A 24662-nucleotide genomic window follows, 5' to 3' on the forward strand; every position below is an offset into this window, starting at 1 on the left:
GGGCCGCTGTCCGGGCAGGGATCCCCGCGTCCCGCCCGCACGTTGGAGGTACCGCCGATGCCCCGACCGCTCAGCCGCCGCGCCGCCCTCGGCCTCGCCGCCGGGCTCGCCCCCGGGGTCGTGCTCAGCGCCTGCGGGTCCGGCTCCCCGGCACCGGGTGCCGGCGCGTCAGGCTCGACCGGCGGCGGCTCGGCAGGCGGAACGCGGACGGTCCGACACGCGCGCGGCGAGAGCACCGTGCCGGCGCGGGCGAGCCGGGTGGTGGTCCTGGACACCGACGCGCTGGACTCGGTGGTCACCCTCGGCCTCAGCCCGGTCGGCGCCACCACCGTCACCGCGGGCGCCCCCTTCCCCGCCTACCTGCCGGCGGAGCGGCTGTCCGGGACGAAGCCCGTCGGGGCAATCGGCCAGCCCGGCCTGGAGACGATCGCGGCACTGCGGCCGGACCTCATCCTGAGCAACCAGGTCCGCGACGACAAGCGCTACGACGAGCTCTCGAAGATCGCGCCGACGGTGCTCTCCAGGACCACCGGCCCGACCTGGAAGGAGAATGTCCGGCTGCACGCCGAGGCACTGGGCCGTCGGACCGAGGCCGAGGCCGCGGACGCGGCGTACCGGACCAGGCTGCGGGACCTCGTGACCGCACTCGGCGGACCGGCCAGGGCGGCGGCCATCCGGGTCGAGATGGCCCGCTTCCTGGCGGGCGCGCCGACCAGGCTCTACCTCAACGACACCTTCGTCGGCTCGCTGTTCAAGGACCTCGGGCTCGGCCGGCCCGCCAACCAGGACAAGCCCGGCTTCTCGATGGAGATCAGCCCCGAGCAGGTGGACCAGGCGGCGGCCGACGTCATCTTCTATTCCGTGTACGGGGACGCGGCCAAGTCGGACCGGGGAAGGATCACCGAGGGCGCACTCTGGAAGGGCCTGGACGCCGTACGCAGCGGGCGGGTGTTCGGCGTGGACGACAGCCTGTGGATGCTCGGCATCGGCTACACCGGCGCCGGGCTGATCCTGGACGAGATCCGCAGGGACCTGGCGCCGGCGGGCGGGTGACGGACGACAGATGTCTGACGACAGATAACAGATGATGAAATCTGTCACCCGTTATCCGTCACCCATCATTCGTCGCCCGTCATCCGCCCGCCGCCCGGGCGGTCACCACTGCCCGTACCGCCCCGGCCGCAGCCGCCCGGTGCACGCGAGGAAGGCCACGAACCCGCCGAGGACGATCCAGCCGGGCCAGCCGGCCAGCGACATGGTGAGCGGGTCCAGCTCGGCGCCCGGGGCGGCGAACTCCCGCACCATCGACACGCTCATGCTGCTCGCGAAGGCGTGCGCCAGCACCGCCGGGACCACCGAACCCGAGCGCAGCCTCAGCCAGGTGAAGACCGGCAGGACGAGCACACAGCTCACCGTCAGCGCGGGCACCGCCAGGTACCAGGGCCGCCCCGGGTACTGGCCGCCCATCAGCAGCGTCGGCAGGTGCCAGAGTGCGAAGGCCGTTCCGGTGAGCACGTACGCCCGGACCAAGGCCGCCGTACCGCCATCGCCTCCGCCTCCGCCCTCACCCCGGCCGTCGCCCCGACCCCCGCCCCGGCCGAGTCGCAGCAACCGGGGGAAGAGGAAGCCCTGCCAACCGATCTCCTCACCGAAGAACAGCGGCAGCGACAGCAGCATCCCGATCGAGCCCTGGAGCGCCCACGATCCGATCCGCCCCGCGTCCAGCGATCCGAAGCCGGCGAACGGGTAGCCGCCCGCCACCGCACCGAGCACCAGCGTCGCGGCCGTCAGTCCGCCGAGCACCCCGAGCGGCAGCAGACAGGCCCGGACCGCGCGGGCCCGCGGCCGGGGCCACCGCAGCGCGAGCGCCTCCCGCACCCCGCCGCCGCGCTCGACGAAGCGGACCACGAGCAGGGCCGCCAGTGCCGGGGCCAGCATGGCGGCCCCGATGCAGAGTTGTTCCAGGGCGCCGACCTCCTCGCGGGCGTCGGCGCGCCGGTAGCCGCCGGCGAGCAGTGGTGTCATGGCCACCCACATCCCGGCGTAGGCGAGCACCAGGTAGACCAGCAGGCCGCGCCATCGGACGGCGCTCGGCGGGTTTTGCTTCAGTAGCGTCATGCCGGGGACGCTACGGACCCGGGGTTCGCCCCGGAACCAAGTGCACTGCCGCTCCCGGGGGTTGTCCACTACCACCGCGATGGTCGAGTTTTCTGGGTGTACGGAGGCCCGGTGGAGGTGCTACTTCGCGCCCCGCGCCCCGCCGCCCGCCACCGGCCGTGCCGCGAACCCCTTCCAAAGCTGCACGAGAAGGAAAATTGACGTATCGTCAGGCGCCATACAGCGGGCGCGACGGTGGTCCGCTCACCGTCGCTCCCGCCGTACTCCCCCGCCGGCCGGCACCCACGGCCCGGCGGGGCCTCGACTCCTTCCCGGGCCCGGGCCTGATCGGTCCAGGCCCGGGCCGGCCCGGTTCCGCCCCGGTTCCGGGCTCGACTCAAGCCCGAGGTCTCACCGGAACCGGCGCCGGACTCGGCTCAGTTGACGTTGACGGCCGTCCAGGTGGCGGCGACGGCGTTGTACTCCGCGCTGCCCGATCCGTACAGGTCCGCCGCCGCGCTGAGGGTGCCCGCCCGGGCGCCCGCGTAGTCGGTGGTGGAGGTGAAGTAGGTGGTCAGCGCGCGGTACCAGATCTGCGCGGCCTTGTCCCGCCCGATGCCGGCGAGCGTGGAGTTGTCGTACGTCGGGCTGTTGTAGCTGAACCCGTTGACCGTCTTCGCGCCGCTGCCCTCGGACAGCAGGTAGAAGAAGTGGTTCGCCACCCCGGACGAGTAGTGCACGTCCAGGTTGCCGACGTTCGCGTCCCAGTAGTCCGCCGAGGCGCCGTCCTTGCTCGGCTGGTCCATGTAGCGCAGCGGGCTGCCGTCGCCGCGCAGGTTGATCAGCTCGCCGATCCAGTAGTTCGGCGGGTTGGAGGGCAGGTTGGCGTACCACTCGACCATCGTGCCCATGATGTCCGAGGTGGCCTCGTTGAGGCCGCCGGACTCACCGGAGTAGTTGAGGTTGGCGGTCGCGGCGGTGACGCCGTGGCTCATCTCGTGCCCGGCCACGTCGATCTCGGTGAGCGGCGCGGTGTCGTTGTTGCCGTCGCCGTACGACATGCAGAAGCAGCTGTCGTCCCAGAAGGCGTTGACGTAGTTGGAGCCGTAGTGCACCCGGCTCAGGGCACCGACGCCGTCGTTGCGGATGCCGCTGCGGCCGAAGGTGTTCTTGTAGAAGTCCCAGGTGGTGGCGGCGCCGAACTGGGCGTCCACGGCGGCGGATTCGCGGCTGTTGACGGTTCCGTCGCCGAAGCTGTTGCTGCTGTTGGCGAACAGCGAGCCGGTTCCGTCGGTGCCACCGTTGAGGTCACTGGTGGACTGGTCGCCGCGGCTCGCGTCCTTGAGCGAGTAGCTCGAACCGCTCTGGGTGGTGGTCAGCGGGACCTGCCCGACGAAGACACCGTTGCCGGTGCCGGCCGCGGTCTCGATCGTCTCGTGCGTGGCGAGGACCCGACCGTCGGCGGCGTCGGTGACGAGGATCTGGCGGCTCGGGGTGCCGTCGGCGCGCTGGCCCTCGACCGTGGTGCGGTACGCCAGGCGCGGGGTGCCGTCGGTGGCCCAGACCACCAGCTCGGCCTGACCGGCGCGGTGGACCTCGGTGAGCGGCGACTCGTCGGCATCGGCGCTCACCCCGACGGTGGCCTTGACTCCCGCGGTGACCTGGGCGACGGCCTGGTCGGCGGCGATCTTCGGGGTCAGGCTCGGCAGCGCGATCCGTGCGGCGACCGCCTTGTCGACCGACTTCACCGAACCGTCGGCCTTCTGGTGGACGACCAGGTCTCCACCGATCACCGGCAGGCCGGCGTAGATGCGCTCGAAGCGCAGGTGGCGGGTGCCGTCCTTGTCCACCGCGGCGTCCTTGGCGACCAGTTGCTCCTTGTCGCCGAGCTTGAGCGCCGCGGCCAGCGGGCCGGCCTGACCGGTCGCCAGCTTGAGCGCGGTCGCGTGCTGCTGGGCGGCCTGCGCCTGCAGCGAGGGGGTGGGAGCGGCCTGGGCAGCGGTGCTCACCTGGATCACACCGGTCAACAGGGCCGTGGCCGAGAGCACGGCGACGGCTGCGAGCTTACGCTTCACGAACGAGTCCTTCCGGGAAACCGCGTCAGGGCGCGGTCGCACCGCGTCCCGGGGCCGGGTCGGCCCTGTGGGGCGGAACGGGTGCTGACGTGCGGGAACCCCGTGCAGTCGAGCGGCTCGCCACCAAGGGGTGGGGGTGGGGCTACCGCCAGGGGGTGACCAGAAGCATGACAATCCAGCAGATGAATTGACAGGTCTGCTTCATTGATTGGCCAGGTCTCGCCATTGGGTAAAGAGCGTCCAATCGGCAGGCGAATCGGGGCAATTCACCACATCCCACCAAGGGCTTCGAGCAGGGTGACGGCCGATCGCCTGCGCCTACGGGCACTCGCTCACCGAACGCCGGCCCGGAGCACCTGACAGGCGGACCGTCGATCGACTTTTACATGTGTGTAGAAGACTCCATACGGTCCCTTGACACCCGGGTGGCGAGGTTCCGCCACACGACCCCCCTTGCCCGCCGGAAGGGGGGCTGCTACCAGCCCGGGCCGACCGGGGTCGTCACTGGAGCCGCCACTCCTGGGCGGCGTTGCCGGCGGTGCAGGCGACCATGGTGACCGCGCTGCCGGGGCCGTTGTTGGTCATGCAGCTCTGGTTCTGGTAGTCGCCGAGCGTGTACGATCCGGCCGAACTTCCACTGCGAACCGTCCAGTTGGTGAGGAAGCTGAACCCGTTGCTCAGCACGACCTTCCCGTCCATCGTCTGGACCAGCTGCGGGCCGCCGTTGTTGCAGGCGTTGAAGAGGATCCACGAGCCGGGATTGGTCGAGCGCACCCAGCCGTACTGCGAGTGACCGCCGACCAGGATCGGGTTGTCCCCGCTCAGGTTGTCGTCGCGCATCCCGATCGTGCGGCCGTCCTTCACGCTGACGATGGTGCTCCAGCTGTTGCCGCCGCAGGACGGCGGCCTGTTCGCACCTGACGGGGTGTTGCCGGTGCCGCTCGTGGTCTGGGCCGGGGGCTGCGGGTTCTGGTCGGCGGGCGGGTTGGGCGGGTTGCCACCGCCGGGCTTGTTCGCCTGATCGGCCGGTGATCCGCCCGCAGCCGTACCCGTACCCGCGCCCGTACCACCGGTCCGGCCGCCGCTCGAACCGCCCGCACCGCCGCTGCCGCTCTGTCCGGCGGCCGGCACCGGGGGCACCGGGGCCTGCGGCTGGCCCTGGCCGGCGGCGGGTGCCGACTGGTCGGGGCCCGGGGTGGCCGCCGGGGTGTCGGTCGGCACCGAGGTGACCGGCGCGGTGGTGGTCGCGGGCGCCGCGGTGGCGGTGCCCGGGTTCACCGGCACGGTGACCACCACGGTCGGCTGGGTGCCGGGCGGCAGGACCGCGTCGGAGCCGCCCGCCCCGCGGTCGACCAGCAGCACGGTCGCCGTGCCCATCGAGATAACGACGGGGATGACGATGGGCACCAGCAGGGCGCGCCGCGACCGCTTGCGGCCGGGCTCGGTGGGAGCGTGCGGTTCCACCTTCGCGACCTCGTCCGCCGCCGGGGCACCGCCCGCGGCGGGGACCACCACGGCCCCCGCGTCGGCCGGGTCCGCCCCGGCGCCGCCCTTGATCAGTTCGACAGCACCGCCCTTGCCCGCCGCACCGCCCTTGGCCCCCGCACCGCCATCGGCCGCCGCACCGTTCTTGTCCGCCGAGCCCACGCCGGCCCCGAGCGGGATGGTCCCGCTGTCCTCGGGGCCCGCCTTCCCGAGTGCCTGCGCGCCGCCCGCGCCGCCGCCCCTCACGAGTGCCGCACGGGCCGCTCGGGCCGCCGCCGCCATCGCGGCGGCGTCCGCGTACCGTTCCTCGGGCTTCTTGGCGAGCGCCCTGGCCACCAGCGCCCGCACCGACACCGGGAAGGTGTCCGGCAGTTCCGGCACCGGCTGGTTGACGTGCTTGAGCGCGATCTGGAGCGGCCCGTCACCGGAGTACGGCGGCGCGCCGACCAGCAGCTCGTAGCAGACCACGCCGATCGAGTAGAGGTCGGTGGCCGGTCCGAGGTTCGCGCCCTCGGCCTGCTCCGGGGACATGTAGAGCGCGGTGCCGATGATCGCGAACGGGGCGGTGAGCTTGGTGCTGGCGAGCGCCCGGGCGATGCCGAAGTCGGTGATGGCCACCCGCCCGTCGACGCGCACCATCAGGTTGGACGGCTTGATGTCCCGGTGCACGATCTCCCGCCGGTGCGCGGCGTGCAGCGCGTCCAGGGCGCCGGCCACCAGGTCGAGGGTGCGCTCGACGGTCATCGGGCCGGTGTCCTTGAGCACCCTGTCCAGCGGACGGCCGTCGATCAGCTCCATGACGATGTAGGCGCAGCGTTCCTCGCCGTCCCCGCCGCTCTCGCCGTAGTCGTGGACGCCCACCACGCCGGGGTGGTCGACCGCGGCGACGAGCTGGGCCTCGCGGCGGAATCGCTGGGCGGAGGTGTCGTCCTCCAGCAGCTCCGAGCGCAGGATCTTGACCGCGACCCGGCGTGCCAGCACGGTGTCCTCGGCCCTCCAGACCGAACCCATCGCGCCGCCGCCGATCTTCTCGACCAGCTCGTACCGCCCGCCGAGCACGGTGCCCGCCCCGCTCATACCCCTGCTCCCCCCGTGTTCCGTGCCCCGCCCCGACGGGTCATCGGCACACAGTGTGCCAGAGCGGGTTACAGGCCCAGTTGATCAGGTCCGGACAGGAATTGAGCACGAATCATCAGTCCATGAGGAAGTATCGGGCATGATCCGAAACCTCTCGGACGGCCGCGACGACCGCCCGGGGCCGGTCGGCCTGGATGGCATGACCGGCACCGTGGACCGTGCTGTGGGTTCCCCGGACGGCGTTCCTCGCGACGCCCGCCTGCAGGGCGGTCCAGCGGACACGCATCGCACCGGGGAGTCCCCGGGTCGCGCTCAGGACCGTCACCGGCATCTCGAACGGTCGCGCGGTGGAGCGGCGTCGCCGGATCTCCGGAACGGCGACGGAGGTCAGCCGCTGCTCGGCGAGGACGGCCCGCCGCTGGTGCCGGTGCGCGATCACGGCCGCCTCGGCCCGGTCGAGCGGCGTCGCCCGATCGAGCGGCAGCTCCGCGTCGAGCGACGCCGGTTCATCGAGGGACGCCAGTGCCGATGCCGTCGGCGCCGATCCCGCCCGGTACAGCCACAGCCGGTTCAGCACCGCCTCGGCGACCCGGATGGACCGTGGCTGGAACTCCTCGTGCGCCGGGTCCACCAGGACCAGCCCGGCCACCAGCTCCGGCCGCTGCCAGGCGAGGAGTTGGGCCAGCTGGCCGCCCCAGCTGTGCCCGATCAGGAGCGCCGGTCCAGCTTCCAGGTGCTGAACGAGGGCGGCCAGGTCGGCGATCTGGCCGTCCAGCGTCGGGGCGGCGGCCCGACCGGGCTCGCTGGCGCCCAGCCCCGCCCGGTCGTACGCCACGACCCGCCCGTACCGGGCGAGTTCGGGCAGGACGGCCGACCAGCCGAGCGCCGTGGTGCCGCAGCCCGCGATCAGGACCATCGGTGCGACACCGCCCCGACCGGCCTCCACCCAGCGCAACGCCCTTCCGGTGCGGTCCAGTTCACCGCTACGCACTCCGCCGGGCAGGTGCTCGCCGAGCGCCCGCGCGACGGCCTCGTGGACGCTCCGCAGATCCGGCCCGGCGGGCTTCGCCCGCTCGCCCTGGCTGGCGTTCATGTGCCGTCCCCCTGGATCGTGGTCCGGCCCCTCCCCCGGGGCCGGTTCCGATGGCCCGCGCGGACCCGCGCGGACCTGTGTGGACTCGCACCGACCCGCGCGGACCGGTGCGGACTCGCGCAGACCTGTGCGGACCCGAGCGGACCCGAGCGGACCCGAGCGGACCCGAGCGGACCCGAGCGGACCCGAGCGGACCGGTGCATGGTCGAACGGGCGCCCGGTCAACAGGTACGGCCTCAGGCCGGCAGGACCCGCTTCAGCAGTCCGAGCAGCGCCTCCCAGTGCCGCTCGGCGGCCGCGGCGTCGTAGCGGCTGGTGTCGGCCTGGGTGTAGCCGTGCGGGGCGCCGGCGTAGACCTCGGCCCGGTACCGGACGCCGGCGGCGGTGAGGGCCGCGGCGAGCCGGTCGATCTGCTCGGGCGGCAGTGAGGGGTCGTCGTCCGCGTGGCCGAAGTACAGCTCGGCGGTGATCCGGTCGGCGCCCAGGTGCGGGCTGTCCGGGCTGTCGGTGGCGAGGCTGCCGCCGTGGAATCCGGCCGCGACGGCGATCCGGTCCGGGTGGCTGGCGGCCGTGCGCAGCGCCAGCAGGGCTCCGCGGCAGTAGCCGGTCAGGCCGACCGGGCCGTCCTGGACCAGCGGGGACTCGCCGAGCCAGCGCAGATACGCGTCCGCGTCGCGCGCGGTCGCCTCCGGGGTGAGCGTGCCGAGCAGCGGGACGATCCGGGCGAAGAGTTCGTCGGCCTGGTCCAGGTCGATGAGTTCCGGCAGTTCGACGACCGGCGCGCGCCCCGCCCGGTAGAAGGCGTTGGGGACGAGCACGGTGTACCCGGCTGCGGCCAGCCGGTCGGCCATGCGCTCAAGGTGTGGTCGGAGCCCGAAGGCGTCCATGTAGAGGATGACACCCGGGTGGGCCCGGCCGTCGTCGGGGTGGGCGAGGTAGGCGTCGGCGATGCCGTCCGCCGTCGGAATGTCCACGAGGGTTCCGCGCACGGGCATGGTCAGGGCGCTCCTTCCGGTTCGTCCGGCAGCGTATCCGGTGGGCCCGTCGCCCGCCCATGCGGTTTTCGCCACACTGCGCCCGCGCTGCGCCCACGGCGCGCCCGCGTCCTGAACCCGGCCCGGCCCGGCCCAGCTCAGCTCAGCTCAGCCCGGCCCAGCCTCGGGAACGCGACGGCCCCGCGGCCGCGTTGAGCTGGCATGGGGTGGATCGTGGGTGTGGCGGCGGCGGTCGTGGCGGTGCTGGGGATGGTACTGCTGGCGGCGTGGCAGGTTCAGGACGAGTCCTCGTCGCGCCCGCGGCGCCGCGGGCCCGGGGCCGGGATGGGCGCCGGCGGGCTGGACGAGCTGCACGCCCTGTTCAGTCCGGGCAAGCAGGTGCAGATCGAGCAGAAGCGGGAGCAGCTCGTGCTGCGGGACGACGCGCAGGCCGGCGGGCCGCCGCACCTGGGCGTGGACCTGGACCGGGGCGTGGCGGTGATGCCGGGCGGGGCCGCGGGACGGACGCCCCCTCCCGCACCGCGCGAGGAGGGCCCGACGGCTACGGTCGGCCCGGTGCCCCTGGCGCCGGACGCTCAGGCGCCCCAGGTGCGGGAGCAGAGCACCAGCCGGTAGCCGTCCGGGTCGGCCACCGTCACGCCGTACTCGTCCCAGTACGGGTTGTGGGACTCGACCCGGGTACCGCCGGCCTCCTCCAGCCGGGCGACCAGGGCCTCGTCCACCGGGGCGCCGAGGTAGACGACGAACAGGTCGTCCACCGTCGGGGTGGGCTCCAGCGGCCGCTCCGGGTCGTGCGTCAGCTCGAAGTGCCAGCTGCCACCGGACGGGCCGACCATCAGCAGGTCGTGCTTCCCGGACACCCGCTCGGTGCTGCGCCACAGCACGGCGAGGCCGAGGCCGCCGACGTAGAAGCGCTCGGCCGCCGCGAGGTCGCGCGAGGGGCGGGCGATCCGGACCCGCACGGTGGAATCGATCATGCCGGCGACCATAGCCCATGCCACTGACAGCGAACCCCGCGGTGCGGCGGGTTCGCGGACAGGCCGTCAGAGTCGCCGCAGGCGTTCCTCGTCGGAGGTCCGGGGGCAGGTCAGGCAGGCGGTCGCCGCGGGCCCGACCGCGTAGTAGAGGCAGCAGCCGAGCCGGGTGCGGGTGTGGTGGGCGCGCCCGTCGGGGGTGTGCAGGCGGCGGAAGTCGGCGCCGCCGGGGAGCGGCAGGGTGCCACCGGGCAGGACGGCCTCGGCGGCGGCCACGGAGGCATCCTCCTCGCCGAGCATCCGGCCGAGGTGCCAGAGGGCGGAGGCCAGATCGTCAGTCACCATGCCCCAGAGGGCGCGGTCGCGGCGCCGGGTGGGCCCGGCGAACGCGGCGAGCACCGGCCCGAGGTGCGCGACCACGGCGGCCCGCAGTTCGGCGCGCAGTTCGTCGTCGCCGGGCATGGTGACGTGGCCGGGCATGGTGACGTAGCCGGGCATGGTGACGTAGCCGGGCATGGTGACGTGGCCGGGCATGGCGACGTGGCCGCGCGGGCGCAGGGCGAGCGCACCGGTGGGGGCGTGCAGCCAGAGGTCGGTGGGGTCGACGGCCGGCACTCGGCGGGAGAGGTGCCACGGGCCGGCGATCAGCAGGCAGGCCGACCAGGCGTAGTGGTGGAGCAGCCGGGAGGCGGTGACGTGCGGTCGCGGGGCGCTGCCGTGCTCGTCCGCGATGCGGGCCTCCGCGCCGGCCAGGACGGCGGCCAGCGCGCCTTCGTCGGCGGCGAGTTGGGCTCCGGAGTACCAGCCGTCAGCGGCGCGCGGGTCGGGCTCGCCGCTGTCCAGGAGGCGCAGCTCCAGTACCGGGCAGAGCTCCACCAGCCGCCGGTAGTCGGCGACGAGCGCCGGGGCCCCGGCACGCACCGAGGGCGCGACGGGCATGGGTGTTCCGGGAACCATCGGCACTCCCGAGATCGATTCCGCGTGATCGATTAAGGTGAGGCTCACCTTACAACGCCTCACGTCACCCGACCCCCACGGCCCCGGCGGCGCCTCGTTCTCCGGTGATCCGGCAGCCCCTACTGCTGTTCGCCGGCGTGTATGCGCTCGTGCTGTGTGCCGCCCTGAGCCTTGCGCTGGGCTCCCGTTCCATTCCGCTCTCCACCGTGCTCGACGCCCTCACCGGTGCCGCCCACGGCGGTGACGCCGACGTGGTGACGGGCCTTCGGGTCCCGCGCACGCTCATCGGACTGGCGGTCGGGGCCGCGCTCGGCGTCGCCGGGGCGGTCGCCCGGGGCGTGACCCGCAACCCGTTGGCCTCCCCGGTCACCCTCGGCATCAACACCGGGGGCGGCACCGCTGGCACGTCGAGAGCGAGCAGGAGCTGCACCGGCTGGCCGCCGTCCTCGCGGACCGGCCCGGCGCGGTCGTGGACGTGCTGCTGCGGGTCAACCTCGCGGTCGAGAGGGCAGCGCTCGACGCGGTGCCGCTCGCGATGGGCGGCCGTCCGACACCGTTCGAGCTGGCCCCGGACCGGGCCGAGGAGTGCGTCCGGCTGCTCACCGGCGGCAGTCCGTCGGCGCGCCGGCTGCGGCTGCGCGGCGTGCACGCCCACCTGGCCAGCGGGCTCCCGGCGGCGAAGCAGCTGTCGGTCGCGGCGCGGATCGTCGCCCGGTCGACCGCACTGGCCGAGCGGCACGGCTTCCCACTGGCGGAGGTCAACATCGGCGGCGGAATGGCCGTGGACTACGCGGACCCCTCTTCCCGCTTCGACCGGACGGCCTTCGGCGATGGCCTGGCCGAGCTGCTCGACGCCCACCCCGGGCTGACCCTGCGGATCGAGCCCGGCCGGGCGCTGACCGCCTGCTGCGGCTGGTACGCGACCGAGGTCCTGGACGTGCAGGCGAGCCACGGCGAGGACTTCGCGGTGGTCCGCGGCGGCACCCACCACCTGCGCACGCCCGCGACCCGGGGGCACTCCCAGCCCTTCGCGGTGCTCCCGGTGGACGCCTGGCCGCACCCCCGGCCGCGCCCGGCCGTCACCGGCGGCCGCGCCACCCTGTCCGGACAGCTCTGCACCCCGAAGGACGTCCTCGCCCACGCGGCCGAGGGCACGGACGGCCTGCGGACGGGCGACCGCGTGCTGTTCGCGATGGCGGACGCGTACGCGTGGAACATCTCGCACCACGAGTTCCTGATGCACCCTCGCCCGGGCTTTCACTACCTGGGCGGCGATGGACCGGGCCCGGCGGAGGGGTGACGGAGGACAAAGGACGGGTGACGGGAGCCGACCGCCGACGGATAACAGCCGACAACTGACAGCTGACAGATTTCGAAATCTGTCAGCTGTCAGTTGTCAGTCGTGAACTGTCGCCCGTCGCCTCCCGCCCGTCGACCGCCGGCCGACGGCTGTCCGCCCCCCGGTCCGCCGCCGTCCCCGTTCCTCCACTCGTGGGAGAGTGGTAGGCAGCGAAGGGAGCGCGAACGTGCTGATGGAGAAGGTGGCGGAGATACTCGCCGAGGCGTCGGCCGAGGCGGTGGAGCCGCGCTTCCGGGCGCTGGCCGCCGGCGAGGTGATGGAGAAGGCCCCTGGCGAGGTCGTGACGGTCGCCGACCGCGAGGCCGAGACGATCATCGCCCGCCGACTCCACGAGCTGCTGCCCGTCCCCGTGGTCGGCGAGGAGGCGGTCTCCGCCGATCCGTCGCTCGCCCTGGCCCTTCGCGACGAGCCCGCCGTCTGGCTGGTCGACCCGGTGGACGGCACCGCCAACTTCGTCGCCGGTAGACCCGAGTACGCCGTGATGTGCTCCCTGGTCCGCTCCGGCCGGACCGTCGCCTCCTGGATCTGGCAGCCCGCCACCGCCACCGCCTACTGCGCCGAACTGGGCTCCGGCGCCTGGCGCGACGGCGAGCGCCTGACCCGTCCACCGGCACCCCAGGACGTCGCGAAGCTGCGCGGCTCGGTGAAGAGCCGCTACCTCGACGCCGAGCACCGCCGCCGGCTCCAGGACAACATCGCGTCCTTCAGCGAGATCTCCCCCGGCCGGCACGCCGCCGGGATCGAGTACCCGGACGTCGTCGAGGGCCGCTTCGACTTCATCCTCTACTGGCGCACCCTTCCCTGGGACCACGCCCCCGGCTCGCTCCTGGTCACCGAGGCCGGCGGCGTTTCCGCCCGCCCGGACGGCACCCCGTACCGCCCGGAGGCTCCCGGCTGCGAGGACGGTCTCCTGGTCGCCGCCGACCCCGACACTTGGGAGCTCACCCGGTCGATCCTCCTGGGCGGCTGATCCCGAGGCCCAGCCCGCCCGGAACTCCGGGCCCTGCCAGCCCGGAACCCCCGGCCGACCGGAAGGCCGACCCGCCCGGAGCGCCCGGCCCGCCCCGAGCCGTCCGCCCTACCCCGCCCGCTCGCCCGCCACCTTGCGCCCGGCGCCCACCACCTCCCGCAGCAGCGCGCCGACCTCCCCCACCGTGGCGTGGGGGTTCAGCAGTGTGAGCTTCAGCCGGACCCGGCCCGGGCCGTCGCCCGGGAGTTCGGTGCGGCCGACCACCGCCCGGCCGGTGCGCAGCAGCAGGCGTCGCAGCCGGCCGTTCACCTCGTCCAACGCCGCCTCGTCCGTCATCCCGGGCGGCCGGTAGCGGAAGAGGATGACGGTGAGAACGGGCTCGGCATGGAGTTCGAGCGCCGGGTCGGCGCGCACGGCGTCGGCGGCGGTGCGGGCGAGGTCGTGGCAGGCGTCGACCAGCCGGCCCAGTCCGTCGCGGCCGAGGGTGCGCAGGGTGACGGCGAGCTTGAAGGCGTCGGCCCGGCGGGTGGTGCGCAGCGAGCGACCGAGCAGACTGGGGTACCCGGCCTGCTCGTCGTCGACCGGGTTGAGGTACTCGGCGCGGCGGGCGAGCGAGACGTAGGTCTCCGCGCGGCGGACCAGGAAGACCCCGGCCGCGGCCGGCTGCCAGCCGAGCTTGTGCCAGTCGAGCGAGACCGAGTCGGCGCGGGCGATGCCGTCGAGCAGCGGGGCGAGCCGGTCGGAGAGCAGCGCACCGCCGCCGTACGCGGCGTCCACGTGCAGCCAGGCACCGTAGCGGCCGGCGAGGTCGGCGGCGGCGGACAACGGGTCTACGGCTCCGGTGTCGGTGGTGCCGGCGGTGGCGACCACGGCGATCGGGGTCCGGCCCGCCCAACTGGCCTCGGCCATCGCCCGTTCCAGTTCGTCCTCCCGCATCCGCAGCCCATGGTCGACCGGGACGGGGATGACGGCCCGCTCGCCGAGGCCGAGCAGGGCGGCGGCGCGCTGGACGGAGAAGTGCGCGGCCTCGGAGGCGAGGATGCACGGCCGGACTCCGGCCGGGATGCCGTCCAGCTCCACGATGCCGTCGAGCTTCTGGTCGCGCGCCAGCATGAGCCCCATGAGGTTGGACTCGGTGCCGCCGGAGGTGAAGACGCCGGCCGCGCGCGCCGGGTCGTAGCCGACCAGTGCGGCGATCTCGGCGAGCAGTGCGCTCTCCAGGGCGGTGGCGGCGGGGGCCTGGTCCCAGGAGTCCTGGGAGGGGTTGAGGGCGCTGACCGCGAGGTCCGCCGCGGCGGCGACGGCGAGCGGCGGGCAGTGCAGGTGCGCGGCGCAGGCCGGGTCGGCGGGGTCGGCGGCGCCGTAGGCGAGAAGTTCGGTGAGCCGGGCGAGCGCGCCCGGTCCGTCGTCGCTGGCCAGCGCGTCGTCGACGAGTGCGGCGATTTCAGCCGGACTGCCGGCCGGCAGCGGTCCGGAACGCATGGCGGTGCCCGTCTCCAGGGAGTCGAGGACGGTGGCCAGCAGCGGTCCGAGCGCGCCCGGCCCGGCGGCGCCGCCCGCCAGGGCATCCGTCGCGACGCCGTCCCCGGGGAGCCCGACGGGGTCGGTTCCGGGGGCGGTTCCGGGGTCCGGTCCGGGGCCACTCACCGCCGGCCCCGAGCCGCCGGCGCGCCCGCGGACGCGCCTGCCCCCGCCTGCCCCGATCCGCTCGGCGACCCGCTCGCCGATCCGCCGGGCCGCCCGCTCGTGGAGGCCGCCGCGATCGCCTCCGCCAGCCGCTCCAGGACCGCCGCCACCTGCTCGTCCGTGATGGTGAGCGGCGGAAGCAGCCGCAGCACCGCGTCGTGGCGTCCGCCGAGCTCGACGATCAGACCCCGCGCCAGGCAGGCCTCCCGGACCCGCACCGCGAGTGCCGGGTCGGCCGGCCGGGCGCCGCAGGCGTCGGGCTCGGCCCCCGGGTCGACCAGTTCGACGCCGAGCATCAGCCCCCGGCCGCGCACGTCGCCGATCACCGGTAGTTCGACGGCGAGTTCGCGCAGCCGGGCCGTCATCCGCTCGCCGACGGCGGCGGCCCGCTCGGCCAGCCCGTTCGCCGCGACGTGGCGCAGCGTCGCGGCCCCGGCGGCCATGGCGAGGGTGTTGCCGCGGAAGGTGCCGGTGTGGGCGCCGGGCCGCCAACCGTCGTAGTCCTCGCGGTAGACGACGACGGCGAGCGGCAGGCTGCCACCGATGGCCTTGGAGAGGACCATGGCGTCCGGGACGATGCCGCTGTGCTCGATCGCCCACATCGCGCCGGTGCGGCCGACTCCGGTCTGCACCTCGTCGACGATCAGCGGGATGCCGCGCTCGGCGGTGATCCGGCGCATCTCGCGCAGCCAGCCGTCGGGTGCGGGGACGACCCCGCCCTCGCCCTGGACGGCCTCCAGGATCATCGCGGCCGGCGCGACCACGCCGCCCGAGGGGTCGTCCAGCAGTCGCTCCACATAGGTCGCGGCGAGGTCGGCGCCCGCGTCGCCGCCGACGCCGAACGGGCAGCGGTAGCTGTAGGGGAAGGGCAGCCGGGCGACTTCGCCGCCGCTCGGCAGCGGCTCCTTGACGGCGACGTTGCCGGTGAGCGCCAGGGCGCCGGCGGTCATGCCGTGGTACGCGCCGGTGAAGGCGAGCGCGCCGGAGCGGCCGGTGGCGGTCTGCATCAGCTTGAGCGCGGCCTCGACGGCGTCCGTCCCGGCCGGTCCGCAGAAGTGCACCCGGGCGCGGGCGGCGAACTCCGCGGGCAGGCTCTCGAACAGCGCGTTGGTGAAGTCGTCCTTCTCCGCGGTGGCGAGGTCGAGCAGGTGCAGCGGGGCACCGCTGTCGAGGGTGCGGCGGATCGCCTCCAGCACCACCGGGTGGTTGTGTCCGAGGGCGAGCGTGCCGGCGCCGGAGAGGCAGTCGAGGTAGCGCCTCCCGTCGGCGCCCTCGACGGTCATGCCGTGGGCGCGGACCGGGACGATCGGGAAGGAGCGGGCGTACGTTCTGGCGGCGGACTCGCGAACGCGCTGACGGCGCAGGATGGCTTCACCGGCGGCCGGGGCTCCGGAGGCGGCCTGGACGGGTACGGCAGCGAGTGACACGAGAAACCCCCAGGGGAAGTTAGGTTAGCCTAACTTTACTGCCCTTGACCTGGCGGAACGTCCCCAGGCCTACGGAACCACCCAAGTGAGTGAACCTCCCCCGGTTCATCCAACGAGCATCGCGCGGAAGGGTCACGGCCCGGGGCCGCGCCCCACGCCGACCCACGCCGACCGCCGACCGCCGACCGATGCCGCCCCACCCTCGGCGGCCGTCAGGCCCGCCCCCTCCAGCGGTAGCAGAGCTCCGGCCGCCCGACACTCCCGTACTGGGGCTCCCGCACCGCGCACCCGGTCTCCACCAGGTGCTCCAGGTAGCGCCGCGCGGTGATCCGCGAGACCCCGGCGGCGGCGCCCGCGGCCGCGGCCGACAGTCCGGCGGCCGCCTCGCGCAGCACCGAGGCGACGGTTTCCAGGGTGGGCGCGCTCAGCCCCTTGGGCAGGGTGCTGCGCTCCGGCGTGCGGAGCAGGGCGAACGCCTGGTCGACCTCCTCCTGCCCGGTCGCCTCGCCGGTGCGCCCGAGGCTGTCGCGGTAGCGGGCGTAGCGCTCCAGGCGGTCGTGCAGGGCGGCCGCGCTGAACGGTTTCAGCAGGTACTGCACGACACCCGCGGAGACCGCCTGCCGGACCATGGCGAGGTCGCGGGCCGAGGTCACCGCGATGACGTCGGTGCTGTGACCGGCCGCGCGCAGTGTGCGGCAGAGCTGGAGCCCGTGGCCGTCCGGGAGGTAGAGGTCGAGCAGGGTGAGGTCGACGGGCGCGCCGGCGGCGCGGGCCCGGTCCAGGAAGCGCAGCGCGTCGGCGCAGCTGTGGACGGTCCCCACGGCGTGGAATCCGGGCTCGCGCCGGACGTACAGGGTGTGCGCGGCGGCGGCCACCGGGTCGTCCTCGACCACCAGGACCGAGATGCCCGCCGCGGCGGGGGTGTCGGCGGTACCGGTCACACCAGTGCCCCTTCCTGCTCGCGACCGGGGGACTCCCCCGGCCGCCGGGTGGACTCCCCCTGGTCGCCGACGGCCCCTCCCGGCCGTCCGGACAGCGGCAATCGCACCGTGAGCACGGCGCCTCGCTCCCGCCCGACCTCGACGGTGCCGCCGTTGCGCCGGGCGGCCTGGGCGACCAGCGCCAGCCCGAGCCCGTGCCCGCGGCCGTCCTGCTTGGTGCTCCAGCCGCGCCGGAAAACGTCCTCGACCGCGCCCGGACCGATGCCCGCACCGGTGTCGGCGACCCGCAGCAGCAGGAAGTCACCGGCCGCCGCCGCACCACCACCGCTGACGCCGTCCCCCTCCCCGCTCCCGTCGCCGCTCCCGTCGCCGCTCCCGTCGCCATGGACGCTGCGGCCCGGTCCTTCGCAGTCCCGGCCGCGGGCGACCCGCGCCGTGACGATGACCTCCGGCGGGACGGGGCTCTCGGCCGCACCGGCGATGGCGGCGTCCACGGCGTTGTCGATCAGGTTGCCGAGCACGGTGATCAGGTCCCGTGCGGAGAGCCCGGGCGGCAGCACTCCGTCGTCGATCCGGCTGTCCTCGGTGAGGGTCAACTCCACTCCTCGTTCGGCGGCCTGCGCCGCCTTGCCGAGCAGCAGGGCGGCCAGGACCGGCTCGCTCACCGCCGCGACCACCCGGTCGGTGAGCTGCTGGGCGAGTTCGAGCTCGGCGGTGGCGAACTCCACCGCCTGTTCGTGGCGGCCGAGTTCGATCAGCGAGACCACCGCGTGCAGGCGGTTGGCGGCCTCGTGCGCCTGCGCGCCGAGCGCCTCGGTGAAATCGCGAACCGAGTCCAACTCTCCGCTGAGCGCCTGGAGTTCGGTGTGATCCCGAAGGGCGACCACCCGGCCGAGCCCGGTGCCGATGGTGGAGGTGTTCAGCACCACGACCCGCTCGGCGGTCAGGTGCACCTCGTCCCGGACCGGCTCCTCCCCCAGTACGGCCGCCACCAGCGCCTCCGGCAACCCCAGCTCCGCCACCGGACGGCCGTCCAATTCGCCTGCCAGGCCGAGCAGTTCCCGGGCCGCGTCGTTGCACAGCACCACCCGGTGCGAGCGGTCCAGCAGCACCAGTCCCTCGCGCACCGCATGCAGGGTGGCCTGGTGGTACTCGTAGAGGTGGCTCAGCTCGTCCGGCCCCATCCCGTGGGTGTGCCGCCGCAGCCGGGAGTTGGCGAGGTAGGTGCCGACGCCACCGACCGCGAGCGCGGCCACCGCCACGCCGACCAGGGCGAGCAGCGGGCCGCTCAGCTGCGCGGAGATCGACTCCACCGTGAGACCCGCGCTGACCAGCGCGACCACCCGGTGCCGGTCGTCCCACACCGGGGTGACCACCCGCACGGACGGGCCGAGCGTGCCGGTGTACGTCTCACTGCGGGTCTGCCCGGCGAGCGCCCAGTCGATGTGCCCGAGGTAGGTCCGCCCGATCTGCTCGGGCAGCGGGTGGGTCCAGCGCACGCCGTCGGTGTCCATGACGGTGATGAAGGAGACCCCGGTGTCCGCCCGCACCTGCTCCACGTACGGCTGGAGCACCGAGGTCGGGTCCGGACCGGCGACCGCGGCCCGGACGGACGGCGAGTCCGCGACGGCATGCGCGACCGCGGTGACCTGGCGGCGGGCGGCGTCCTCGGCGCGATCGGCGGTGAAGAGGTACGCGAGCACCGCGCCACCGGCGACCACGGCGGCGACGATCACCACCTGGACGACGAACAGTTGCCCGGCCAGACTGCGGACCAGGCGCCGGGGCAGGCATCGGACCAGGCTCCGAGCCAGCCCACAGGGCAGTCGGCGGGCGGGACGCCGGGGTGGACCCGGAGGCAGCCGCCGGGCTCCGCGGCCCGTCGGCCGGTGCGAGCGGCGGCGCGGGGCGGTGGGGGCGGTGCGCTCGGACATGCCTGCCAGTGTGCACCACACTCCCGGACACCCCTGGGGCCCACCCGGCCCGCACCGTTCGCGGGCCCGCCGTCCGGGCCGTCCGCCGCGTCCGTGAACTCTATGAACGCAAACGTGACCTCCGTCACTTCGGGGTCCATAGTCGGAGCGGCCCATCCCCCCGGGGCCACCAGGAGTGCACGGCAAAGGAGCCGCAGATGTCGATCGCTGGAGCCGCCCCGGCGGCGGGACCCAGACGCAAGGACCGGACCCACTACCTCTACATCGCGGTGATCGCCGCGGTGGTCGCGGGCGTCGTGGTCGGTCTGGCCGCCCCCGGGTTCGCCGTGGAGCTGAAGCCGGTCGGCACGGGCTTCGTCAACCTGATCAAGATGATGATCAGCCCGGTGATTTTCTGCACCATCGTCCTGGGCATCGGCTCGGTGACCAAGGCCGCGAAGGTCGGCAAGGTCGGCGGCCTCGCCATCGGCTACTTCCTCGCCATGTCGACCGTCGCGCTGGCCATCGGCATGGTCGTCGGCAACCTCCTGGAGCCCGGCGGCGGCCTGCACCTGACCGCCGCGCTCGCCAAGTCCGGCCACGCCCAGGCGGCCGCCGGCGGCGCCCAGTCGACCACCGACTTCCTGCTCGGGATGATCCCCGAGACCCTGTTCTCCGCCCTCACCCAGGGCAAGGTCCTCCAAACCCTGCTGGTCGCCCTGTTCACCGGCTTCGCGCTGCAGGCGATGGGTGCGGCCGGCGCGCCGGTGCTGCGCGGGATCGAGCACGTGCAGCGCCTGGTCTTCCGGGTCATGTCGATGATCATGTGGGTCGCGCCGGTCGGCGCCTTCGGGGCGATGGCCGCCGTCGTCGGCGCCACCGGCACCGCCGCGCTGAAGAGCCTGGCCGTCATCATGATCGGCTTCTACGTCACCTGCGTGCTGTTCGTCGTCGTGGTGCTGGGCACGCTGCTGCGCCTGGTCGCCGGGGTCAACGTCTTCGCGCTGCTGAAGTACCTCGGCCGCGAGTTCCTGCTGATCCTCTCCACCTCCTCGTCCGAGAGCGCGCTGCCCCGCCTGATCGCCAAGATGGAGCACCTGGGCGTCAGCCGCCCCGTCGTCGGCATCACCGTGCCGACCGGCTACAGCTTCAACCTCGACGGCACCGCCATCTACCTGACCATGGCCTCGATCTTCATCTCCGAGGCGATGGACAAGCCGATGTCGCTCGGCGAGCAGCTCTCACTGCTGGTCTTCATGGTGATCGCGAGCAAGGGCGCGGCCGGGGTCACCGGCGCCGGACTGGCCACCCTCGCGGGCGGACTCCAGTCGCACAAGCCCGCGCTGGTGGACGGCGTGGGACTGATCGTCGGCATCGACCGCTTCATGTCGGAGGCCCGCGCGCTCACCAACTTCGCGGGCAACGCCGTCGCGACCGTGCTCATCGGGCACTGGACCGGCGAGCTCGACGCCGAACGTGCCCGGCGGGTGCTGGCCGGCGAGCTGCCGTTCGACGAGCTGACGCTGGTCGACGCCCACGCCCACGGTGCGCCTGCCGGGCCCGCCGGCGCGGCGGACGGCTCCACGACCGACGCGCCCGAGGACGTCCCCGCCCAGGGAACCGGCCACGGAGCCGGTCACGGAACCCCGCAGGGAACCCCTCAGGGGACCTCCCCCGTCGGCGTCTGAGCCCGGCGGCACCCCCGCACTCCCTGGTCCGGCGCCTCCCACCAACCCCCGGAATCGGCGCCGGACCAGGGTTTCGTCTTTCCGCCCGACTATCGTCCGGCTTTCTGTCCGGTGGCTGTCCGGCTTTCGGTCCGGCTTTCCGTCCGACTTTTCCGTCCGGCTTTCCGTCCGACGGCTGTCCAGCAGCAGTCCGGCGTCGGTCCGGTCGGCGCGTCACAACTCCTGCGAGCCGCTGACCACCCAGGCCACCCCACTGGCCGGGTCCTCCAGCGCGATGTGCAGATGGTGCAGCCCGGCCGACGGTTCCTGCCAGGTGAAGCAGCGCATCCGGGCCACCAGGGCGTTCACCTCGTCCCGGTCCGTCCCGCCCGCACGATCCGCGCCGTCCGTACCGTCCGTACTGCCCGTACTGCCCGTGCCGCCCTGACCATCTGCCCCGGCCATCGCCGTCAGCGCCCGCCACAGCCCCAGCCTCCCGTGCGCACAACCCCGCGACCGTCCCACGGCTGCGGCCCGCACCAGCGCCGGGTAAGCGAGCGCGAACGGCAGATAGCCTCCGACCACCCGCCGGTCGCGGGCCAGCAGGGCGGCCGCCGCCGGGGCCCGGCCGCGGACGCAGGCCGTCTGCGCCCACGGCGCGAGCGCGCCCAGCCCGGCCAGCGCCCGGGCGACCCGCGGTCCGGCCGGCCGGCCACCCGGCTGCGCCCCCGGGGGCAGTTCCACCTCGCCCAGGCCCTCCCGGCTGGCCGGCAGGGTCAGCAGCGCACTGCGCGCGCCCCCGCCGGGCAGGTACTCCCGCACCCGGGCCGTCTCGCCCCAGCCCGCCGCCTCCCACGGCTCCAGACGCAGTGGCACGCCCTCCGGATCGGGCTCGGCCGTCTGCGAGAGGTCCTCACCGAGCAGCGCCCTGGTGTGTGCGACCAGCCGTCGCACCGGGGCCGGACCGAGCAGCGGCGCCAGCCGCAGCCAGGAGTGCCTGGTCGCCAGCACCTCCCAGAGCGGACCGGCGTCATGATCGGCCACCCCGGCGGCCGTCCCCGCGCCACCCTCCCGGTCGAACAGCCGGACGGCCAGCTCGGGCGGCGCCGCGTAGGCGATCAGGTGGCCGAGCGGAGCCGTCAGCGCCGCCGCGGTCTCCTCCCCCGCCTCCACCACGGCAGCCGCGCGGCCCTGCCGGTAGGCGGCGAGCAGCTCGGGCCAGCGGCCGTCCTCGGCCAGTGCGCGCAGGCCGCCGTCCTCGTACGTGATCACGATTCGCAGGGTACGGGCCGGGGCAGCGCCCGAGCCGACTTGCCGACGGTTCGGTGCGTCGGGGTGGCGCGGCGGTCACCCGCCGCCGCGCCCTCAGCTCCGCTCCCGCTGCCGCGCGTGTTCCCGATCGTGCTCCCGACCGCGCTCCCCGTCGCGCTCGCGCTCCCGCTGGACGACGGCGCGCAGCCGACCGTGGGCGCGGCGCCGGGTGACCGCCAGCGTGCTGCGGTGCAGCCCGAGCAGCTCGGCGGCCTCGTCGACGCTGTAGCCGTCGAGGTCGACCAGCACCACCGCACGGGCCTGCTTGACGGTCAGGAAGCCGAGCAGCCGCATCACCTCCCACCGCGCCTGCAACTCGGCCATCCCACCGGCCCGGAGGTCGGGCAGCCCCCGGTCCCGCTCGCCGATGTCGCCGGTCTCCGGCACCTCGGGCATCGACACCCGCCGGCGCTCCCGGCGCCACTGGTCGCGCAGGATGTTGACCATCGTGGTGAACGCGTAGGCGTACGGCTGTGGATGGCCGAGGAAGCGCTCCGGCCGACGGGCGATCCTGAGGTACGCGTCGTGGACGACGTCCCCCGCACCGGCCGGACCGCCGGCGAGCGAGGCCGCCGCCTGCTGGAGTCTGGGCAGCAGATCCGTGAACACCTGGTTGAATTCGGCCGATTGACCGCCGTTCCCGTTGGGACCGAAGTCCCTTTCCCCTCCGCCGCCGCCCTCATTCCGACCGCTGCAATCCGCCATGCCGCTCTCCCCGGAAATCGGCACTCCGAGAACCCGGTCCGTCCTGGCCGCAGGAACCATGAGCCAACCGGATTACTTGTGACACAGGTCACATCATAGTTCGTCGTCTCACTGTGCGCAGTCATTCGTGTGCAACACGTCACCAGTCGTACGGGAGGCGGGACTTCACCTCCGCGCGGACCGCGCGATCCGCGTTCGGACCGCGCGGACATCCCGACGGCCGGGACACCCGCCCGACGAGAACCCCTCAGCAAGGAGAACCACCGTGCGAGGCTGCATCGCCAGGAAGATCGCCACGTTCGGGCTGGCCGCCACGGCCGCCCTCGGGGCCACCGCCCTGCCGGCCGCCGCGGCGACGGCCGGGACCCGCTCCGTCACCCCCGCGGCCGCCGAGGCCTGGAACACCATCACGTCCGAGGCCTACCACTGCGTCATCACCGGCAACTACGGCTGGCGCTGGGAGGGCTACTGCAACGTCTACTCCGGGCGACTGCGCACCATCACCTACTGCGCCGACGGCTCGCACACCACCGGCCTGTGGATCGGCGCGCGGCCGGAGGCCTGGGCGGTCTGGGGCAAATGCCCCGGGTCCACCTGGACGCGGATCGTGTTCCAGTGGCACAGCTGAGGCACGGTTGAACCGTCGACAGAACCGGCGGTCGACGGCTGACAGATGACGGCTGACAGATTTCGAAAGCTGTCATCTGTCAGCCGTCATCCGTCATCTGTCCGTCGCCCGCCCGCTGCACCTCCGCCGCCACCGTCTCAGCCCACCGGCGAGGCGTCCGCGAGCAGCCGGGCGGCGTGCACCCGGCCCGCGTGCTCGACCAGGTTGATCAGCACCTCCTTGCCCGAGGCCCGGCGGCGCGCGTCGCACAGCAGCACGGGCGTCCCGGCATCCAGGTCCAACGCGCGGGCAACGTCCTCCGGGCCGAACTCCCGCGTCCCGGCGAAACGATTCACCGCGACCACGAACGGGATGCCCCGGTGCTCGAAGAAGTCGACGGCCGGGAAGCAGTCGGTCAGCCGGCGGGTGTCGGCGAGCACCACCGCACCGAGCGCCCCCTGGGCCAACTCGTCCCAGAGGAACCAGAACCGGTCCTGCCCGGGGGTGCCGAACAGGTAGACCGCCAGCCCCTCGCGGATGGTGATCCGGCCGAAATCCATCGCCACCGTGGTGGTGGTCTTCCGCTCCACACCGTCCAGGTCGTCCACCTCGCGCCCGGCCTCGGTCAGCCGCTCCTCGGTGCGCAACGGCCGGATCTCGCTGACCGCGCCGACCAGCGTCGTCTTGCCGACCCCGAAGCCGCCCGCCACCAGGATCTTGAGCGCGAGCACGGTGCCGTCGGGGTCCTCGGCGTCGAACGGATCCGACCCGTCGAACGTATACGATCCGCCGTACGGATCCGACAGGCCGAGGGGGTCGGACGGTTCGAACGGCACGCGCAGTCCGGACGGTACGCGCGGGGCGGACGGTGCGGACGGGGCGGACAATGCGGACGGGTGGTCAGAGTGCGCGGAGTCCACGGATGACCTCCTGGAGGATGCGCTCGTCGGGGAGCAGGGCGGGCGGGACGGGGCGGCGGACCCGGATGAGCCCGGCCGTCAGCAGATCGCCGAGCAGCACCCGCACGACACCCACCGGCAGGTCGAGGTCGGCGGCCAGCTCGGCCACGGACAGCGGGGTGCCCCGGCACAGCGCCAGGATGTGCGCCTGTTCCGGGCCGACCGGCGGCTCGGGCACGCCGGGCAGGAACGTCGGGTCGGGCGGCTCGGTGACCACCACGGCGATCAGGTCGAACTGCTGCTCCCCGGCCCCGGTGCGCCCCCGGGTCATCGCGTACGGGCGGACCATCGGCCCGGCCTCGTCGTCGTACCAGCGCGCCCGGTGGGCGGCGGCGAGCGGGTTGCGGGGCTGCCCGTCGGGGT

At 74.0% G+C, this 24662-nt stretch carries 20 protein-coding genes and 2 pseudogenes; 7 read left to right on the forward strand and 15 right to left on the reverse strand.

What is annotated here, in order from left to right:
- The first annotated feature begins 57 nt into the window (after nucleotides 1-57).
- Nucleotides 58-1053 carry an ABC transporter substrate-binding protein gene (locus ACWGJO_RS00110; protein WP_452181390.1) on the forward strand — a complete coding sequence of 332 codons (996 nt, stop codon included), beginning with the start codon at nucleotides 58-60 and terminating at the stop codon, nucleotides 1051-1053.
- Nucleotides 1054-1155: 102 nt separating this feature from the next.
- Here the strand turns inward: ACWGJO_RS00110 and ACWGJO_RS00115 are convergent, their stop codons facing one another.
- From ACWGJO_RS00115 to ACWGJO_RS00135, 5 genes are all read right to left on the reverse strand, one after another.
- Nucleotides 1156-2118: a CPBP family intramembrane glutamic endopeptidase gene (locus ACWGJO_RS00115; protein ID WP_452181391.1), complete on the reverse strand. Its 963-nt coding sequence runs from the start codon at nucleotides 2116-2118 to the stop codon at nucleotides 1156-1158.
- A 416-nt stretch (nucleotides 2119-2534) separates the two neighbouring features.
- Entirely contained in the window at nucleotides 2535-4172 is a 1638-nt protein-coding gene (locus ACWGJO_RS00120) for a M4 family metallopeptidase (RefSeq protein WP_452181392.1), read from the reverse strand.
- Between the two features lie 501 nt (nucleotides 4173-4673).
- Entirely contained in the window at nucleotides 4674-6734 is a 2061-nt protein-coding gene (locus tag ACWGJO_RS00125) for a serine/threonine-protein kinase (RefSeq protein WP_452181393.1), read from the reverse strand.
- Between the two features lie 115 nt (nucleotides 6735-6849).
- On the reverse strand, nucleotides 6850-7827 hold the full coding sequence (locus ACWGJO_RS00130) for an alpha/beta fold hydrolase (protein ID WP_452181394.1): 978 nt from the start codon (nucleotides 7825-7827) through the stop codon (nucleotides 6850-6852).
- 236 nt (nucleotides 7828-8063) lie between these two features.
- Nucleotides 8064-8822 (reverse strand): dienelactone hydrolase family protein, encoded by a 759-nt coding sequence (locus tag ACWGJO_RS00135; protein WP_452181395.1) that lies wholly within the window; start codon nucleotides 8820-8822, stop codon nucleotides 8064-8066.
- A 201-nt stretch (nucleotides 8823-9023) separates the two neighbouring features.
- On the opposite strand from ACWGJO_RS00135, the gene ACWGJO_RS00140 reads away from it, so the two are divergent.
- The gene (locus ACWGJO_RS00140) at nucleotides 9024-9437 is read left to right on the forward strand and encodes a DUF6191 domain-containing protein (protein WP_452181396.1); all 414 of its coding nucleotides are present in this window, start codon (nucleotides 9024-9026) and stop codon (nucleotides 9435-9437) included.
- Here ACWGJO_RS00140 and ACWGJO_RS00145 read toward each other — a convergent pair.
- Both ACWGJO_RS00145 and ACWGJO_RS00150 read right to left on the reverse strand, forming a co-directional pair.
- Nucleotides 9398-9799, reverse strand: coding sequence for a VOC family protein (locus tag ACWGJO_RS00145; protein WP_452181397.1), 402 nt, complete (start codon nucleotides 9797-9799; stop codon nucleotides 9398-9400). The two genes, ACWGJO_RS00140 and ACWGJO_RS00145, sit on opposite strands and share 40 nt — an antisense overlap.
- A 66-nt stretch (nucleotides 9800-9865) precedes the next feature.
- A complete protein-coding gene (locus ACWGJO_RS00150; protein ID WP_452181398.1) occupies nucleotides 9866-10735 on the reverse strand; it encodes a (2Fe-2S)-binding protein in 870 nt (289 codons plus the stop codon).
- A 224-nt stretch (nucleotides 10736-10959) separates the two neighbouring features.
- Between ACWGJO_RS00150 and ACWGJO_RS00155 the strand changes: the two are divergent.
- From ACWGJO_RS00155 to ACWGJO_RS00165, 3 genes and pseudogenes are all read left to right on the forward strand, one after another.
- Nucleotides 10960-11091 (forward strand): annotated as a pseudogene (locus ACWGJO_RS00155) (iron chelate uptake ABC transporter family permease subunit); the annotation flags it as partial.
- A pseudogene (locus ACWGJO_RS00160) lies at nucleotides 11079-12053 on the forward strand (type III PLP-dependent enzyme); the annotation flags it as partial. The pseudogenes ACWGJO_RS00155 and ACWGJO_RS00160, both read left to right, overlap by 13 nt.
- 232 nt (nucleotides 12054-12285) lie before the next feature.
- Nucleotides 12286-13083, forward strand: coding sequence for an inositol monophosphatase family protein (locus ACWGJO_RS00165; protein ID WP_452181494.1), 798 nt, complete (start codon nucleotides 12286-12288; stop codon nucleotides 13081-13083).
- A 108-nt stretch (nucleotides 13084-13191) separates the two neighbouring features.
- Here the strand turns inward: ACWGJO_RS00165 and ACWGJO_RS00170 are convergent, their stop codons facing one another.
- The 4 genes from ACWGJO_RS00170 to ACWGJO_RS00185 all read right to left on the reverse strand — a co-directional run bounded on the left by ACWGJO_RS00170 (nucleotide 13192) and on the right by ACWGJO_RS00185 (nucleotide 19071).
- Nucleotides 13192-14646: a pyridoxal phosphate-dependent decarboxylase family protein gene (locus ACWGJO_RS00170; RefSeq protein ID WP_452181495.1), complete on the reverse strand. Its 1455-nt coding sequence runs from the start codon at nucleotides 14644-14646 to the stop codon at nucleotides 13192-13194.
- Nucleotides 14647-14726: 80 nt separating this feature from the next.
- Complete coding sequence (locus ACWGJO_RS00175; RefSeq protein ID WP_452181399.1) at nucleotides 14727-16196, reverse strand: diaminobutyrate--2-oxoglutarate transaminase; 1470 nt, start codon at nucleotides 16194-16196, stop codon at nucleotides 14727-14729.
- A gap of 212 nt (nucleotides 16197-16408) precedes the next feature.
- Nucleotides 16409-17137: a response regulator gene (locus ACWGJO_RS00180; RefSeq protein ID WP_452181400.1), complete on the reverse strand. Its 729-nt coding sequence runs from the start codon at nucleotides 17135-17137 to the stop codon at nucleotides 16409-16411.
- On the reverse strand, nucleotides 17134-19071 hold the full coding sequence (locus ACWGJO_RS00185; RefSeq protein WP_452181401.1) for a sensor histidine kinase: 1938 nt from the start codon (nucleotides 19069-19071) through the stop codon (nucleotides 17134-17136). The genes ACWGJO_RS00180 and ACWGJO_RS00185 overlap by 4 nt, the downstream gene beginning before the upstream one ends.
- A 197-nt stretch (nucleotides 19072-19268) precedes the next feature.
- Here ACWGJO_RS00185 and ACWGJO_RS00190 point away from each other — a divergent pair, with 197 nt between their 5' ends.
- The gene (locus ACWGJO_RS00190; RefSeq protein ID WP_452181402.1) at nucleotides 19269-20738 is read left to right on the forward strand and encodes a cation:dicarboxylate symporter family transporter; all 1470 of its coding nucleotides are present in this window, start codon (nucleotides 19269-19271) and stop codon (nucleotides 20736-20738) included.
- A gap of 213 nt (nucleotides 20739-20951) precedes the next feature.
- Here ACWGJO_RS00190 and ACWGJO_RS00195 read toward each other — a convergent pair whose 3' ends face one another.
- Together ACWGJO_RS00195 and ACWGJO_RS00200 are read right to left on the reverse strand one after the other, a co-directional pair.
- Nucleotides 20952-21989, reverse strand: a complete 1038-nt coding sequence (locus tag ACWGJO_RS00195; protein WP_452181403.1) for a hypothetical protein — start codon at nucleotides 21987-21989, stop codon at nucleotides 20952-20954.
- 93 nt (nucleotides 21990-22082) lie between these two features.
- A complete protein-coding gene (locus tag ACWGJO_RS00200; protein ID WP_452181404.1) occupies nucleotides 22083-22637 on the reverse strand; it encodes an RNA polymerase sigma factor in 555 nt (184 codons plus the stop codon).
- Nucleotides 22638-22998: 361 nt separating this feature from the next.
- Here ACWGJO_RS00200 and ACWGJO_RS00205 point away from each other — a divergent pair, with 361 nt between their 5' ends.
- Complete coding sequence (locus ACWGJO_RS00205; RefSeq protein ID WP_452181405.1) at nucleotides 22999-23361, forward strand: hypothetical protein; 363 nt, start codon at nucleotides 22999-23001, stop codon at nucleotides 23359-23361.
- Between the two features lie 137 nt (nucleotides 23362-23498).
- On the opposite strand, the gene ACWGJO_RS00210 is transcribed toward ACWGJO_RS00205, so the two are convergent.
- Together ACWGJO_RS00210 and ACWGJO_RS00215 are read right to left on the reverse strand one after the other, a co-directional pair.
- Entirely contained in the window at nucleotides 23499-24071 is a 573-nt protein-coding gene (locus ACWGJO_RS00210) for a GTP-binding protein (RefSeq protein ID WP_401048668.1), read from the reverse strand.
- Between the two features lie 169 nt (nucleotides 24072-24240).
- Nucleotides 24241-24588 carry a DUF742 domain-containing protein gene (locus tag ACWGJO_RS00215; protein ID WP_387727801.1) on the reverse strand — a complete coding sequence of 116 codons (348 nt, stop codon included), beginning with the start codon at nucleotides 24586-24588 and terminating at the stop codon, nucleotides 24241-24243.
- Nucleotides 24589-24662: the final 74 nt, after the last annotated feature.

It is taken from the genome of Kitasatospora sp. NPDC054795 (assembly GCF_053611565.1).